This is a genomic window from Mycolicibacter heraklionensis, assembly GCF_019645815.1.
Taxonomy (GTDB): domain Bacteria; phylum Actinomycetota; class Actinomycetes; order Mycobacteriales; family Mycobacteriaceae; genus Mycobacterium; species Mycobacterium heraklionense.
In genome coordinates, this window is record NZ_CP080997.1 from 988,236 (window position 1) to 1,004,364 (window position 16,129).

Genomic DNA, 16,129 nt, shown 5'->3' on the forward strand with positions numbered 1-16,129 from the left:
TCCGTACCGTACGCTTAATTTTCATTCGACCTGCCCACGGATACCGAGAGGCTTCCCGTGAAGAGACCGTCGTTTTCCAGCCTGGTCAGGCAGGGGTGGATGGTCCTTGTGGCCGTGGCTGTCGTCGGCATCGCCGCGTTCGCCGTCTACCGGCTGCACGGCATCTTCGGATCGGGTGACACCACGTCGACGAAGAGCGACAAGGCCGATGAAATCGTGCCCTTCAATCCCAAGGACGTCGTTTACGAGGTCTTCGGCGCACCGGGCGCGGTCGCCACCATCAACTACCTCGACGTCAACGCCGCGCCTCAGCAGATCATCGACGCTCCGCTGCCGTGGCGGTACCAGGCGACGACGACCGAACCGGCCGTTATCGCCGACCTGCGGGCGCAGGGCAACGGCGACACATTGGGCTGCCGCATCGTGATCGACGGCGAGCTCAAAGACGAAAGGACCGTCAACGCAGTGAGTGCTTACACCTTCTGCTTGGACAAGTCCGGATGAGCGCGCCGCCCGAGTCCCGGCCGTTCTGGCCGCGCACCATCCGCCGTTTCGCGCTGCCGATCGTGCTGTTCTGGGTGGCCCTGGCCGCGGTGACCAACAGTCTGGTTCCGCAGTTGGAGGTGGTGGCCGAGGCCCACAACGTGGGGATGAGTTCCCCGGACGCGCCCTCGTACCAGGCGGCGAAACGCATCGGAAAAGTGTTCCAGCAGTATGACACCGACAGCGCGGCGATGATCGTCATCGAAGGCGAGCAGCCGCTCGGTGACGACGCGCACCGGTTCTACGACGCCCTGGTCGCCAAGCTGGAGCGCGACACCGACCACGTTCAGCACATCCAGAACTTCTGGGGCGACCCGCTGACCGCCGCCGGTTCGCAGAGCAACGACGGCAAAGCGGCACTGGCGCAAGTGTTTCTGGCCGGAAGCCAGGGCGAGACGTTGGCCAACGAGTCGGTGGCCGCGGTGCGCCGCATCGTCGGGGACACGCCCGCGCCGCCCGGCGTCCACGCCTATGTGACGGGTGCGGCGCCGCTGGTCGCCGACCAGTTCTCGGTCGGCAGCGAGGGCACCAACAAGGTCACCGCGATCACCTTCCTGGTGATTGCGCTGATGCTGTTCGCCGTCTACCGCTCGGTCGCCACCACCGTGCTTGCGCTGCTCACCGTGGCCATCGAAATGGCCGCCGCTCGTGGCTTCGTCGCGTTTCTCGGCTACCACGAGATCATCGGATTATCCACGTACTCAACGAATCTCCTGACGCTGCTGGCGATCGCCGCGGGAACCGATTATGCGATCTTCATCATCAGCCGCTACCAGGAGGCGCGCGCGGCCGGCGAGGATCCCGAGACAGCGTTCTACACCATGTACCGCGGCACCGCGCATGTCGTGATCGGTTCGGGCCTGACCATTTCCGGTGCCGTGTACTGCCTGACCTTCACCCGCCTGCCGTACTTCCACACACTGGGTCTGCCCGCCGCCATCGGCATCTTCGTGGCGCTGATCGCCGCGCTCACCCTGACCTCGGCCGTGCTCACCCTGGGCAGTCGATTCGGCCGCTTCGAACCCACCCGGGCGATGCGGATCCGCGGGTGGCGCAGGATCGGTACCGCTATCGTTCGCTGGCCCGGGCCCATTCTCGTGGTGGCCTGCGGGGTCGCCCTGGTCGGTCTGCTCGCCCTGCCGGGCTACAAGACCAGCTACGACGCCCGCGTCTACATGCCGGACCACGCCCCGGCCAACATCGGCTACGCCGCCGCCGAACGGCACTTCTCCCAGGCCCGGCTGAACCCGGAATTGCTGATGATCGAGTCAGACCACGATCTGCGCAACCCGGCGTCCTTCCTGGTGTTGGAACGGGTCGCCAAAGCCGTGTTCCACACGCCGGGCATCGCCAAGGTCCAGTCGATAACGCGGCCGTTGGGGACGCCGCTCAAACACACCTCGATACCGTTTTCGGTGGGCCAGGGAAGCGTCGCCCAAACCCAGAATCTGCGGTACCAGATGGACCGGGCGGCCGATCTGCTCAAGCAGGCGGCGGAAGCCGAGAAGTCGATCCACACGCTGGAACAGCAATATGCCTTGCAGCAGCAGCTCGCCGACGCCACCCACGCCGAGACCCAGAGCTTTCACGACACCATCGACCTGATGAACGACTTGCGTGACAAGCTCGCGAACTTCGATGACTTCTTCCGCCCCATCCGCAGTTATTTCTACTGGGAACCGCACTGCTTCGACATTCCCGCGTGCTGGGCGCTGCGTTCGGTGTTCGACATACAAGACGGCGTCGACGCGCTCAGCGAGAAATTCGAACAACTCACGGCGACCTTGGACCAGCTCGATGCGCTACAACCACAACTGGTGGGGCTGATCCCTTCCCAGATCGAAAGCCAGCAGGTCAACCGCGACCTCGCGCTGAACAACTACGCCACCAACTCCGGGATCAGCGATCAGTCGGCGGCCGCGAACGACAACCCGGCCGCCATGGGTCAGGCGTTCGACGAAGCCAAGAACGACGACTCCTTCTACCTGCCCCCGGAAGCGTTCAACAATGCCGAGTTCAAGCGCGGGATGAAGCTGTTCCTGTCGCCCGACGGCAAAGCCGCGCAGCTGATCATCACCCACGAGGGCGACCCCGCCACCCCCGAGGGCATCTCGCACATCGACAAGATCCGTGACGCCGCAAAGGAAGCCGTCAAGGGCACCCCGCTGCAGGGCTCGCATATCTACCTCGCCGGAACCGCCTCGACCTACAAGGACATCGCCGACGCCGCCAAGTATGACCTGCTGATCGCCGGGATCGCCGCGTTGAGCCTGATCCTGCTGATCATGATGATCATCACCCGAAGCCTGGTCGCCGCGATCGTCATCGTGGGCACCGTCGCCCTGTCGCTGGGCGCCTCATTCGGGCTGTCGGTGCTGGTGTGGCAGTACCTGTTCGGCATCCACTTGTACTGGATCGTGCTGGCCCTGGCGGTCATCCTGTTGCTGGCGGTGGGCTCGGACTACAACCTGCTGCTGATTTCGCGGTTCAAGGAGGAGATCGGCGCGGGCTTGAACACCGGCATCATCCGGGCGATCGGCGGGACCGGCTCGGTGGTGACCGCCGCCGGACTGGTGTTCGCCGCCACCATGGCCTCGTTCATCTTCAGTGACCTGCGGATTCTCGGTCAGATCGGCACCACCATCGCGCTCGGCCTGCTGTTCGACACATTGATCGTGCGGTCGTTCATGACACCGTCCATCGCGGCGCTGCTCGGGCGCTGGTTCTGGTGGCCGCAGCGGGTGCGCCAGCGGCCCGCGGTGGCGGCCGAAAGCGGTTGACGGCGGCTGAGCTCAGCCTGGCCGTGTCGATGGTAGTTTTTTTACCATGCGCACAACCATTGACCCCGCGGGGCGTTTGGTGATTCCAAAGCGGATTCGCGATCGCCTTGGCTTGCACGGAAACGATCAGGTGGAGATCACGGAGCGCGATGGACGGATCGAGATTGAACCTGCGTTCACCGACGTCGAATTGGTCCGGGAAGGTTCGGTCCTTGTCGCACGGCCAGACCGTGAGCTGCCCCCGTTGACCGACGAAATCGTTCGCGAGACGTTGGACCGGGTACGAAGGTGATCACGCCCGACACCAGTGTTCTTGTTGCCGGATTCGCAACCTGGCACGAAGCGCACCAACCCGCCGCGCGTGCCCTCGGCCGGGGAGTTCATCTGGTCGCACACACGGCGGTGGAAACCTATTCCGTTCTGACGCGACTACCGCCGCCGCATCGCGTAGCGCCAGCGGCAGTCCACGCGTACCTGGCCGACGTCACATCCGCCGATTACCTCACGCTGGACGCACGAAGGCATCGCGAGCTGATCAACTATCTCGCGGCACACAATGTCACCGGTGGAGCAACCTATGACGCGCTGGTTGGATCGACGGCGATGGCTGCTGGAGCAACGCTGTTGACCCGCGACCGGCGAGCGGTCAGGACCTACGAGCTGCTGCAAGTGGAATACGAACTGGTGACATGATCACCGGCGTCTCCAGTCATCGATGAGGCCCATGGTCACCGGTAGTGCCTCACCGGAGAAGACCAGATGGTCTGAGCCGGAGACCTGGACGTAGGTTCCCTGCTGGTACCGGGCTGCAGTTTTGGGTGCTATCTGTGGCGGCACGACCTGGTCGCATTCGTCCCGAATCACCAGCACCGGGCTGGTGGGCGGGGCCCCCAACTGCCACCGCGGGCCCATGCGCCATGGATCAGAACGACGTCCTTGATATCGGACATAAGGCCCAGGGTTACACCCGCCACGTCAAACAATGCCCGTAACGAGTGAAATACCGTGGCTTGCCCGTGTGCGGATCAGGACTTTTTGGCCGGTGCTTTCTTTGCGGGTGCCTTCTTCACCGGTGTTTTCTTCGCGGGAGCTTTCTTCGCCGGCGCCTTCGCCGAGCGCGCTTTCACACTGGCTTCCAGCTTGGCCAGCAGGTCGGAGACATCCTCGGTGGCATCCAGTTCGGCGGGCCGCTCCTCGGGGGTGAACGCCTCGTCGCCCTCGAGCTTGGCCGCGATCAACTCGTGCAGTTGCTCCTGATAGGTGTCGTGATAGCGGTCGGGGTCGAAATCGTCGGCCATCGACTCGACCACCTGCCCGGCCATCTTCAGCTCGGCCGGCTTGATCTCGACCTTGGTGTCCAATGCGGGGAAGTCCGGGTCGCGGATCTCGTCGGGCCACAGCAGGGTGTGCACCATCATCACGTCGCGCTTGGAGAAGTCCTTGACCCGCAGCGCCGCCAGCCGGGTCTTGTTGCGGAGTGTGAAATGAACGATCGCCACCCGATCGGTTTCGGCCAGCGTCTTGGCCAGCAGCACATAGGATTTGATCGACTTCGATGCCGGCTCCAGAAAGTAGCTGCGGTCGTAGAGCATCGGGTCCAGGTCGCCGGCCGGCACGAACTCGAGAACGGCGATCTCATGATCGCGCTCCTCGGGGAGGTTCGCGATGTCGTCGTCGGTGATCACCACCATCCGGCCGTCGTCGGACTCATACGCCCGCGCGATGTCGGCGTAGTCGACGACTTCGCCGCACTCCTCGCAGACTCGGCGATAGCGGATCCGTCCGTGGTCCTTGGCGTGCACCTGACGGAACTTGATGTCATGGTCCTCGGTGGCGCTATAGACCTTCACCGGCACGTTGACCAGACCGAATGCGATCGAACCCTTCCAGATGGAACGCATGTGGCCAGTATGCCCACCTCGATCTGCCCATAACCGGCTTTGGCGCGACGTAGGTTGGCGACATGGCCGCTGAGCCGCTCCGGACCCGGGTGAAGCTGACCAACGCCGATAAGGTGCTCTACCCCGCCACGGGCACCACCAAGGCCGAGGTCTTCGACTACTACACCCGCATCGCCGAGGTGATGCTGCCGCACATCGCGGGACGACCGGCGACCCGCAAGCGCTGGCCCAACGGCGTCGAGCAGGGATCCTTCTTCGAAAAACAGCTGGCCGCCTCGGCGCCGGGCTGGTTGGCCCGCGCCGAGATTCAGCATCGCTCCGGCATCACCACTTACCCGATCATCGAGGACCTCGACGGCCTGGCCTGGATCGCCCAGCAGGCGGCGCTGGAAGTCCACGTGCCGCAGTGGCGTTTCGAGGCGGAATGGACCCACGGCGGGAAGGTGCTCAAGCCCGGGCTGGCGACGCGTCTGGTGTTCGACCTCGACCCCGGCGAGGGCGTGACAATGAGCCAACTCGCTGAGGTGGCGCGCGCCATCCGGGACCTGATGTCCGAGCTTGGCCTGGAGACGTTCCCGGTCACCAGCGGCAGCAAGGGCGTGCACGTCTACGCCGCCCTTGATCGCCCGGTGAGCAGCCCGGGTGCGGCGACGGTGGCCAAAAGGGTTGCGCAGCAACTCGAAAGCACACTGCCGAAGCTGGTGACCGCGACCATGGCCAAGAAACTTCGGGCCGGGAAGGTCTTCGTCGACTGGAGTCAGAACAACGCGTCGAAGACCACCATTGCGCCCTATTCGCTGCGGGGCCGTGCCCATCCGATGGTTGCCGCGCCACGCACCTGGGCGGAGCTGGACGACCCGGACCTGCGGCAGCTGCGCTACGACGAAGTGCTGGACCGCGTCGCTCGCGACGGCGATCTGTTGGCCGAGCTGGACCGGCCCCTGGCCCGACACGATCGACTGGCCGTATACCGGTCCAAGCGTGACGCGGGCCGAACTCCCGAACCGGTGCCGGACGCGACGCCGTCGCCGGGGGAGGGCAACAGTTTCGTCATCCAGGAGCACCACGCCCGCCGGCTGCACTACGACTTCCGGCTGGAACGCGACGGTGTGCTGGTGAGCTGGGCGGTGCCCAAGAATCTGCCGGACACGCCGTCGGTCAACCATCTCGCGGTGCGCACCGAGGACCACCCGCTGGAGTACGGCAGCTTCGAAGGCACCATTCCCAAGGGCGAGTACGGCGCCGGCACGGTTCGCATCTGGGACTCGGGCAGCTATGTCACCGAGAAGTTCGAGGACACCGTCGAGAAGGGGGAGGTGATCGTGGTGCTGGCCGGCAGCCGGATCTCCGGGCGATACGCGCTGATCCGCACCGGCGGCGACCAGTGGCTGGCGCATCGGATGAAGGACCAGAAGGCGTTTACCTTCAACGAGTTGGCCCCGATGCTGGCCACCGAGGGTTCGGTGACCCGGCTCGACCCGAGCCAGTGGGCCTTCGAGGGCAAGTGGGACGGATACCGGCTGCTGGTGGAAGCCGACCGCGGCCGGATTCGACTGCGCGCTCGCAGTGGGCGCGACGTTACCCGCGAATACCCCCACCTGCCGTTCCCGGCCGCCGATCTGGCCGAGCATCACGTGGTGCTCGACGGCGAGCTCGTCGCGCTCGATGACAGCGGTGTCCCCAGCTTCGCCGAGATGCAGAACAACGCCCGCTCTCCTCGTCTGGAGTTCTGGGCCTTCGACCTGCTCTATCTCGACGGTCGCCCACTGCTGCGCGCGGCCTACCGGGATCGCCGTCGCCTGCTGGAAACCCTCGCGCGAGGAACCGATTTGGTGGTCAAAGACCTGCTGACAGCCGACGGTGACCAGGCGCTCGAACAGTCCCGCCGGCTCGGCTGGGAGGGCGTTGTCGCCAAGAAGTGGGACTCGCCCTACCACCCGGGGCGCCGGTCGCCGGCGTGGGTCAAGGCCAAGCGCTGGCGAACCCAGGAAGTGGTGATCGGCGGTTGGCGGGCCGGTGAGGGTGGCCGCAGCGGCGGGATCGGGTCCCTGCTGATGGGTATTCCCGAGGGTGACGGCCTGCGTTTCGTCGGTCGGGTCGGCACCGGGTTCACCGACCGTAACCTCGCCGCCCTGAAGAAGATGTTGATGCCGCTGCGCACCGACGAATCACCTTTTCTGGCACCGCTTTCCCGGCTGGACGCCAAGGGTGTCACGTTTGTGGAACCAACCGTGGTGGGGGAGGTGCGCTTCAGTGAACGGACGACGGATGGTCGGCTGCGCCAACCCAGTTGGCGCGGACTGCGGCCTGACAAGACCCCCGAGGAGGTCGTGAGTGAGGATTGACCCGTGCGGTGGGTGACCTATCGAAGCGACGACGGGGAGCGTGCGGGGGTGCTGGACGGCGACGTGATCCATGCGCTGCCGCCCGGTGTGACACTGCTGGAGCTGATCCGGTTGGGTCCCGATGGTCTGCGCGACGCCGGCGAACGGGCGTTGGCCGCCCCAACGGCGACGGTGCGGGCCGACCAGGTGGCGCTGATGGCGCCGATCCCGCGTCCGCCGTCGATCCGCGACAGCCTGTGCTTTCTGGACCATATGCGCAACTGCCTTGCCGCGACCGGCCGCAGCCGCGACCTCGATGACACCTGGTATCGGATTCCGGCGTTCTATTTCGCCTGCCCAGCAACGGTTCTGGGGCCCTACGACGATGCGCCCATGGCACCCGGCAGTGCCTGCCAGGACTTCGAGTTGGAAGTCGCGGCGATCATCGGCACGTCCGGCGCGAACCTGTCGGTGGAGCAAGCCGAGCAGGCCATCATCGGCTACACCATTTTCAACGACTGGTCGGCACGGGACCTGCAAGCCCAGGAGGGCGTGCTGGCGATCGGCCAGGCCAAGGGCAAGGACAGCGGTGTCACCCTGGGGCCCTACCTGGTCACCCCCGACGAGCTGGAGCCCTACCGCCGCAACGGCAAACTCAGCTTGCACGCCACCGCGATCGTCAACGACGTGATCGTGGGCCTCGGGTCGACCGAGGCCATGGACTGGAGCTTCGGCGAGGTCATCAGCTACGCGTCGCGCGGGGTGCCGCTGCAGCCCGGTGATGTCTTCGGCTCCGGCACGGTACCGTCCTGCACCCTGCTTGAGCATCTTGATCCCGCACTGCCGCAACCATTTCCGGGCTGGCTGGGCGACGGTGACGTGGTGACCCTTCAGGTGCAGGGCCTGGGTGAGGTACGTCAGACGGTGCGGGCCAGCGCTCCGCCGATACCGCTGGCGGAGCGCCCGCGCCCGTAGGCCGTGCCTAGCCCGCTCAGCTCGCCGCTGTGACGGTCACCTTGATGGTGGAGGCACCGGAGTCGGACGCGATGATCAGCTCCGAAGCGTTGGGTCCGGAGGTGACGTGTCCGCCGGTCACGGTGACGGTGTAGCCGTTGGGGTACTGGCTGGGTGGCACCGAGATGGTGGTCTGTGAACCGGCGGCGAAGCTGCCGGAGCCGTCGGCCTGGTCGGTGGAGTAGCTGAAGGAGAAGACTCCGCCCGAGAACGACAACGAGCTCGGGATTCCGGAGATCACCTGCGGGTACGGCTGGGACAGGGCATCAAGCTTGTCCCAGTTGACGTTGTCGCCGACCGGCGCCTTGCTCAGGTCGAACACCAGTGCCTGATCGTTCGGCGACGCGCTGGTGATGTCGCCGCCGGTGTAGGCCCACTCAGACCAGCCGTAGAGCCACTTGTTCGAGGCATTCAGGCTCGCCCCGATGGCTCCGAGGTTGTTCGTCGCACCGAACTCGCTGAGCCAGCCCGGGATGTTGTGCTCCTGGGTGTATTCCGACGCATACCCGAACACGATGTCGGCGTTCCAGTCGCAGCCGAAGCTCGAGCCGGGGATGAGTGACGTCGTGACGCAGTAGTGGTGGAACGAGAAGGCCGAGTTCTCGTCGTCGACCGTGCCCAGGTGCGTCTGCACCGGCAGGCTGCCGAAGAGGGTGTTCGGCTCGAAGAACACGGTCTTGTTCGGGTCGACGGAGCGGATGGCCGCGTCGATCTGGTTGTAGAACGGGGTCAGCTGCTGGGCGTCGAAGTACGGGTTGCCCAAAATGCTGCCCAACGCGTGGGTGCCCGCCCACGGCTCGTTCATGATGTCGTAGCCGGCCACGTTGGCGTCGCCCTTGAAGTAGTTGGCGACGGCCTGCCACGACAGCGCGTAGTGGTTCTGCAGCCCGATGCCGTCCGGCGCTTTGGCGTTGGCCCAGAACGAGTCCCAGGCATAGTTCTGCGCCGGGTTCAGCGGGTAGGTGCCCGGGAAGCCCAGCAGGGGGTTGGGCAGTCCGCCGGTCAAGACGGCCCAATCCGGAGCGCCCTCGCCGCCGAACTCCTCGTTGTAGAGGTCTTGGTGCATGTCGAGGATGGCAACGATGTTGTGGCGGCCGAGCATCTCGACCGTCTCCTTCACCGAGGCCAGGTAGTCGTAGTCGATGACGCCGGGCTGGGGTTCCACCCCGGCCCAGATGATGCCCAGGCGTACCGAGTTGAAGCCGTTGGCGGCCAGGAAGGCCGCGTCTTCTTCACTGAAGCCGCCGGCGGACGGCTCGTAAGGCGGAATCTTGTAGACCTGGTTGAGGCCGCGCAGCAGCACGACCTGGCCGTCGGAGTTGGTGAGCCAGCCGTTGGAGACCTCGACCGGTGCGGTGACGGTTCCGGTGATGCCGCCGGGCAGGGTGCCGTAGTGGCCGGCCGCGCCGTGGGTTCCGTAGATCAGGCCGGCCACCCCGCCGACGCCACCGAGGGCGGGCAGTCCGCTGGCGGTGTCGCCGTCGCCGGCGTCGCCGCCGTGGCCGCCGTTGCCGAACAGCCAGCCGGCGGCTCCGCCGTCGCCGCCGACAGCTCCGGCCCCGCCGTCGCCGCCTGCGCCGCCGTTGCCGAAGATTCCGACCGCGGAGCCGCCGTGGCCTCCGGCGACGCCGTCGGTGGTGCTGGTCCAGCCGGCGCCGCCGTCACCGAAGAGCCAGCCGCCGTTGCCGCCGTTGGGGTTGGCTTCGGTGCCGTCGGCGCCGTTGCCGATGACGGTGGAGCCGAACAGGGTGTTGATGGCGCCGTTGACCTGGCTGCCCAGTTCGCTGTCGATCCACTTCTCGGCGAGGTCGTGCAGGCCGGTGTAGAAGTCGAAGGCCAGTGCGGGGCTGGGCTCGGCCAGGGCGGCAAAGGCGGCGTCCCAGTGCGCGGAGGACAAGAAGGTGTCCCAGGCGGTGGTGTCGAACAGGGCTTGGCCGTCAAGGGCACCGTCGGTGGTGGCAAACGGCGTGAACAAGACGTCCATCATGTCGTCGAGGTCAGCGTGCGCCGGCGCAAGCGGCACGGCCGCAGAGGTCACAGCCAAAAACGCGGCGACTCCGACAACCTTGCTGCCCACAACCCTGCTGCGGTGACGAGACATCTCGACAAACCCTTCCCATGGACACACTCGATTTCTTAAGTGTTTCTGAGAAGGTAAACGAGTTACTTACACTGCGCAAGGTTGCGGCGTAGCCGCGTGCCGGGGTCGCCGCCTAGGACGCGGTGACTGTCACGTTGATGGTGGAGGCGCCGGAGTCTGACGTGATGATCAGCTCCGAGGCGCCTGGGCTGGAGGTGACGTGTCCGCCGGTGACGGTGACGGTGTAGCCGTTGGGGTACTGGGTGGGTGGCACCGAGATGGTGGTCTGTGAACCGGCGGCGAAGCTGCCGGAGCCGTCGGCCTGGTCGGTGGAGTAGCTGAACGAAAAGACCCCGTTGTTGAACGACCAGGCGGTGGGTGTCCCCGAGATCAGCTGCGGGTAGGGCTGGGAGAGGGCGTCGAGTTTGTCGACGTTGATGTTGTCGCCGACCGGCGGCTTGGTCAGGTCGTAGACCAGCGCCTGATCGTTGGGTGAGGTACTGGTGATGTCGTTGCCGGTGTAGGCCCATTCGGTCCAGCCGATCAGATGCTGGTTGGCGGCGTTCATTCCGGCGGTGATGGTCGGGATGTTGTTGGTGGCACCGAACTCGCTGAGCAACGCCGGGATGTTGTGCTCCTGTGCGTAGTCCATCGCGAACCCGAACGAGACGTCGGCATTCCAGTCGCAACCGAAGCTCAGGGTCGAGAACAGCGCGTTCACCATGCAGTAGTGGTGGAACGAGAAGACGGTGTTGGGGTCGTCCACCGTGCCCAGGTGGTTCGGTACCGGCAGGCTGGCCTCGAGGGTGGTGGGACCGAAGAACACGGTCTTGTTGGGGTCGACGGAGCGGATGGCCGCGTCGATCTGGTTGTAGAACGGGGTCAGCTGCTGGGCGTCGAAGTAGGGGTTGCCGAGCAACCCTCCCAGCGTTTGAGTGCCTGCCCAGGGCTCGTTCATGATCTCGTAGCCGGCGACGTTCGGGTCGCCCTTGAAGTAGTTGGCGACGGCCTGCCACATCAGGGCGTAGTGGTTCTGCAGCCCGATCTGGTCGGGTCCGTTGGTGTTGGCCCAGAACGCGTCCCAGGCATAGTTCTGTGCCGGGCTGACGAAGTAGCTGCCTGGGAAGCCGGCCTCGATGTTGGGCAGCCCGCCGGTGATAGTGGCCCAGTCCGGAGCGCCGTCGCCGCCCAGGCTGCCGCTGTAGAGGTCTTGGTGCATGTCGAGGATGGCGACGATGTTGTGGTTGGCCAGGATCTGCACGGTCTGCTGGATCGAGGCCAGGTAGTCGTAGTCGATGACGCCGGGTTGCGGTTCCACCCCGGCCCAGATGACACCGAGGCGGACGGCGTTGAAACCGTTGGCGGCCAGGAACGCGGCGTCGTCGTCGCTGAAGCCGCCGGCAGACGGTTCGTAGGGGGCGATCTTGTAGACCTGGTTGAGGCCGTGCAGCATGACGACCTGGCCGTCGGAGTTGGTGAGCCAGCCGTTGGAGACCTCGACCGGTGGGGCGACGGTGCCGGTGATGCCGCCGGGCAGGGTGCCGTAGTGGCCGGCCGCGCCGTGGGTGCCGTAGATCAGGCCGGCCACCCCGCCGACGCCGCCGAGGGCGGGCAGGCCGCTGAGGGTGTCGCCGTCGCCGGCGTCGCCGCCGTGGCCGCCGTTGCCGAACAGCCAGCCGGCGGCTCCGCCGTCGCCGCCGACGGCCCCGGCGCCGCCGTCGCCGCCTGCGCCGCCGTTGCCGAAGATTCCGACCGCGGAGCCGCCGTGGCCGCCGGCGACGCCGTCGGTGGTGCTGTTCCAGCCGGCGCCGCCGTCACCGAAGAGCCAGCCGCCGTTGCCGCCGTTGGGGTGGTCTTCGGTGCCGTCGGCGCCGTTGCCGATGACGGTGGAGCCGAACAGGGTGTTGATGGCGCCGTTGACCTGGCTGCCCAGTTCGCTGTCGATCCACTTCTCGGCGAGGTCGTGCAGGCCGGTGTAGAAGTCGACGGCCAGTGCGGGGCTCGGCTCGGCCAGGGCGGCAAAGGCGGCGTCCCAGTGTGCGGAGGACAAGAAGGTGTCCCAGGCGGTCGTGTCGAACAGGGCTTGGCCGTCAAGGGCACCGTCTGTGGTGGCAAACGGCGTGAACAAGACGTCCATCATGTCGTCGAGGTCGGCGTGCGCCGGCGCAAGCGGCACGGCCGCAGAGGTCACAGCCAAAAACGCGGCGACTCCGACAACCTTGCTGCCCACAACCCTGCTGCGGTGACGAGACATCTCGACAAACCCTTCCCATCAACGCCCCTGTCGCGCCTGAGGCCTGTCTGAGAAGCTAAATGAGCTACTTAACAACGCGCAAGGGTGCGGCGGAAAAGGATTGCGATTCGGTCGCCGGCCAAGGCGTCCAGAAGGGTGCTCGGGCAGCGATTACCTGGGTTTATAGCTGGTGGACGCGCTGGGGCGCCGTCGTGGGCGAGATCGCGCGATAGTTCGCGACGACAACTATTTCGTCAATCCCGATCAGCACTGCGTCGCGGCGCGAATCCACTGGCGGCGGGCGTCGCTCTGCCCGGCTTCGGATGCTGCGGCGCGAAGCAGGCGAACAACCCGCTGGCGGTCGATGTGACCGGTTCTCGGCTCGGCCGGCAAGTACGTTTGCGTCTTCATGTCACTACTCCCTGCAGGTCACACAATGAGAACTGCAGTACCCGACCGCCACCGGCGGTCAGTGCACGTACTCATTAACGCCAGCGGCGACGGAATGTATCCCGATTTACCCGGGCGAAACAGTGAGTGTGGACACGTCCGGCCGCGGACGTGACGGGGTTCACCCTGCCTTGGCGATGACGTGCTCGGCGAACCGCTCCAGGTTGCGGATCTTGGTGTCCAACGGCTCGGTGTCGTCGCCGACGATGTAGGGCACCCGGAAGCCGACGATGACGTCGGTGACGCCCTTGTCCTCCAGGCGCTTGATGCCGTCGAGGGTGAATCCGTCGACCGAGATCACGTGGATTTCGAACGGGTCGTCGGCGCGGCCTTCCTCCTCGCGGAGCTGCTTGAGTCGGGTGATCAGCCCGTCGAGCTCGGCCGGGTCGCCACCGCCGTGCATCCAGCCGTCGTGCCGGGCCGCGCGCCGCAGCGCGGCTTCGGCGTGGCCACCGATCAGGATCGGGATCGGCTGCGACGGCGCCGGGGTCATCTTGGTCTTGGGGATGTCGTAGAACTCGCCGTGGAACTCGAAGTAGTCGCCGGTGGTGAGCCCCTGGATGATCTCGATGCACTCGTCCATCCGCTTGCCGCGGCGGGCGAACGGCACCCCCATCAACTCGTAGTCCTCCGGCCACGGGCTGGTGCCCACGCCCAGGGCCAGCCGGTTGTCGATCATCGCGGCCAGCGAGCCGGCCTGCTTGGCGACCAATGCCGGCGGGCGGATCGGCAGCTTGACCACGAACGGGGTGAACCGCAGCGTGCTGGTGACCGCGCCCAGCGCGGCGATCAAGACGAAGGTCTCGATGAAGGCCTTGCCGTCCAAGAATTCCCGATTGCCGTCGGGCGTGTAGGGGTATTTGGAGTCCGATTCGAACGGGTAGGCGATGCTGTCCGGGATCGTCATGCTGTGGTACCCGGCGGCCTCGGCGGCCTTGGCGAGCGGAATGTAATAGCTCGGGTCGGTCATCGCTTCGGCGTAGGTGAACCGCACGTCGTCTCCTCGGTCTTTAGGTGCTGGGGCGCTGTTCTCTGCATAGCAGACTCGCCCGTGTCGACCCGAGTGGGGGAGTGCGAATCACATGCGGGGCGGCATCGCGATCTCGACATCCTCCAACGGGAATGGCGGGTAACCGGCGGCGCCGATCACGGTCAGCGTGCCCCACGGCGTCCGCTCCGCGACGCGCCCCTGCGCGGTGTGCTCGCCAATCCGGATGCTGACCTTGGAGCCGGTGACGCTCCCGCTCGGTAGGTCCGTGAAAAACATTCCCTGCCAATGATATTGGCCATCGATCGGATCGAAGTGGCCAGTCAGGCGGACTCGCGTCGGATACTCCTCACCGTTGTGGGTGAGAACCGCTGGCCCGTCGTAGGTTTCGTCGTCGACGCCCAGCGATCCGGTGAGGTAAAACCGGGAGATCCCCCGGGTCGGCAGCAGTCGATGCACCCGCAGCCGTGGCGAGCGAGACTCGATCCGGCTGGCTCCGCTGCGCCGTAGGGCATCGATGAGCCGGGCCACATACCGGGCCTGCCGGCGGGTGTGCGGGCCGGGGACCTGGAATCGGTTGGGGACGCCATGCCTGGCGACGGCGTCGTCGGTGGAGGCGGCGGTCCCGATCAGGGTGCGGGCGGTGAGCTCTTGCCCGTCGGCGGTGGTCACCGTCCAGGTGTCGGTGGCGCTGTCGAATCGGGTGGTCACGTTCGCCGGATCGACGGCGCGGACGCCGTCGATCAACCCGTGCAGGAGCGCCGGGTCGCCCAGCACCACCACGTCGAGGACGCCGTTGCGGCTCACAGGAATCCGGCCCGCCGCCACATCCGCCGGGCCAGCCCGCCCATCAGTCCGACTTCGGTGAAGAACGCGGCCAGCGGCGCGAATGACGAGCGGGAAGCCGCATGGAAGTGCGGGTTGGCCCGCGCCACCCGGCGAGCTTCGCGGCCGTCCAGCCCGACCCGGTTGTAGACCACCGGCAAAGTGAACAGGTGGCGGTAGAACGGTCCGCCGACACCCTGCAGGTTTGCCAACAGCACACGCCGGTAGCGGGGCATCCCCGGGACGCTGCGCCGCAGACCATCGCGGGCGTATTGGATGTGGCGGGCTTCCTCGGTGACATGGATGCGCATCACGCGCCGCACGATCGGCTGCAGGTCCGGGTCGTCGAGAATCTGGCGCTGCAGCGAGTCGAAGATCTCCTCGCCGACCAGCGCCGCTCCCCACAAGATGCTGCCGCGGAACAGGAAGGGCAGCGCGTTGATGACGATGCGCTGGTGCAGCCGCGGGCGGACCGGCACGCCGCCGATCCGGTCGATGGTCTTGCCGAACATCAGCATGTGGCGGGTCTCGTCGCCCAGTTCGGTCAGCGAATAGTGCGTGGTGCGCGCGGTGGGGTTCTTGTGCATCATGTCGCGCAGCAGCGCCTGGTTGAGGATGTTCTCGAACCAGATGCCGGCGGACAGGACGTTGACCAGCTCTTGGCGGGACATCTCGATCTGCTGTTCGCGGGTCATTGCCTCCCACAGCGGCGTGCCGTAGAGGGTGCACATCCGCGGCGGCAGGAAGAACTTGTCCTCCTCCAGCGGGGCATTCCAATCGATGTCGACGACCGGTGCGTAGGACTTTTTCACCGAGCCCTTCAGCAGACGCTCGGCAAATTCCTCCCGGGTCGGTTCGCTCGGCCGCACCGCTGTGGTCATGACGGAAATCCCTTCTCGCTCGGACTTGTAAAAGCTAGGAGCCATACCAAGGCATGTCAATACCGACGGTACCGGATACTTCCGGTACCTGTGTGACTTCCGTCACCGTT

At 66.0% G+C, this 16,129-nt stretch carries 12 protein-coding genes and 1 pseudogene; 6 read left to right on the forward strand and 7 right to left on the reverse strand.

Translation table 11 applies throughout. From position 1 onward, the window contains the following. Positions 1-99: 99 nt before the first annotated feature. From K3U94_RS04755 to K3U94_RS04770, 4 genes are read left to right on the forward strand one after another with little or no spacing between them, the layout of a single operon-like run. Positions 100-504 carry an MmpS family transport accessory protein gene (locus tag K3U94_RS04755; RefSeq protein ID WP_047317471.1) on the forward strand — a complete coding sequence of 135 codons (405 nt, stop codon included), beginning with the start codon at positions 100-102 and terminating at the stop codon, positions 502-504. Continuing rightward, entirely contained in the window at positions 501-3,323 is a 2,823-nt protein-coding gene (locus tag K3U94_RS04760; RefSeq protein ID WP_220695752.1) for an MMPL/RND family transporter, read from the forward strand. The genes K3U94_RS04755 and K3U94_RS04760 overlap by 4 nt, the downstream gene beginning before the upstream one ends. Before the next feature lie 46 nt (positions 3,324-3,369). Continuing rightward, entirely contained in the window at positions 3,370-3,615 is a 246-nt protein-coding gene (locus K3U94_RS04765; protein ID WP_047317470.1) for an AbrB/MazE/SpoVT family DNA-binding domain-containing protein, read from the forward strand. Next, positions 3,612-4,016 carry a type II toxin-antitoxin system VapC family toxin gene (locus K3U94_RS04770; protein WP_047317469.1) on the forward strand — a complete coding sequence of 135 codons (405 nt, stop codon included), beginning with the start codon at positions 3,612-3,614 and terminating at the stop codon, positions 4,014-4,016. The genes K3U94_RS04765 and K3U94_RS04770 overlap by 4 nt, the downstream gene beginning before the upstream one ends. On the opposite strand, the gene K3U94_RS04775 is transcribed toward K3U94_RS04770, so the two are convergent. Further along, positions 4,017-4,235: an alpha/beta hydrolase gene (locus K3U94_RS04775; RefSeq protein ID WP_220695753.1), complete on the reverse strand. Its 219-nt coding sequence runs from the start codon at positions 4,233-4,235 to the stop codon at positions 4,017-4,019. It abuts the gene before it with no gap. Positions 4,236-4,348: 113 nt separating this feature from the next. Further along, complete coding sequence (gene ku, locus K3U94_RS04780; RefSeq protein WP_047317467.1) at positions 4,349-5,224, reverse strand: non-homologous end joining protein Ku; 876 nt, start codon at positions 5,222-5,224, stop codon at positions 4,349-4,351. A 62-nt stretch (positions 5,225-5,286) separates the two neighbouring features. Here ku and K3U94_RS04785 point away from each other — a divergent pair, with 62 nt between their 5' ends. Together K3U94_RS04785 and K3U94_RS04790 are read left to right on the forward strand one after the other, a co-directional pair. Further along, positions 5,287-7,569 (forward strand): ATP-dependent DNA ligase, encoded by a 2,283-nt coding sequence (locus tag K3U94_RS04785; protein WP_220695754.1) that lies wholly within the window; start codon positions 5,287-5,289, stop codon positions 7,567-7,569. 3 nt (positions 7,570-7,572) lie between these two features. Then, positions 7,573-8,520 (forward strand): annotated as a pseudogene (locus tag K3U94_RS04790) (fumarylacetoacetate hydrolase family protein); the annotation flags it as partial. Positions 8,521-8,539: 19 nt separating this feature from the next. On the opposite strand, the gene K3U94_RS04795 reads toward K3U94_RS04790, so the two are convergent. The 5 genes from K3U94_RS04795 to K3U94_RS04815 all read right to left on the reverse strand — a co-directional run bounded on the left by K3U94_RS04795 (position 8,540) and on the right by K3U94_RS04815 (position 16,019). Next, positions 8,540-10,663, reverse strand: a complete 2,124-nt coding sequence (locus K3U94_RS04795; protein WP_230987419.1) for a cellulase family glycosylhydrolase — start codon at positions 10,661-10,663, stop codon at positions 8,540-8,542. A gap of 112 nt (positions 10,664-10,775) precedes the next feature. After that, positions 10,776-12,896 (reverse strand): cellulase family glycosylhydrolase, encoded by a 2,121-nt coding sequence (locus K3U94_RS04800; RefSeq protein ID WP_230987420.1) that lies wholly within the window; start codon positions 12,894-12,896, stop codon positions 10,776-10,778. A gap of 550 nt (positions 12,897-13,446) precedes the next feature. Then, positions 13,447-14,319: a TIGR03619 family F420-dependent LLM class oxidoreductase gene (locus K3U94_RS04805; protein ID WP_220695756.1), complete on the reverse strand. Its 873-nt coding sequence runs from the start codon at positions 14,317-14,319 to the stop codon at positions 13,447-13,449. Positions 14,320-14,403: 84 nt separating this feature from the next. Further along, the gene (locus K3U94_RS04810) at positions 14,404-15,120 is read right to left on the reverse strand and encodes a DUF4873 domain-containing protein (protein ID WP_220695757.1); all 717 of its coding nucleotides are present in this window, start codon (positions 15,118-15,120) and stop codon (positions 14,404-14,406) included. Then, complete coding sequence (locus tag K3U94_RS04815) at positions 15,117-16,019, reverse strand: AurF N-oxygenase family protein (protein WP_220695758.1); 903 nt, start codon at positions 16,017-16,019, stop codon at positions 15,117-15,119. The genes K3U94_RS04810 and K3U94_RS04815 overlap by 4 nt, the downstream gene beginning before the upstream one ends. Between the last annotated feature and the right edge of the window lie 110 nt (positions 16,020-16,129).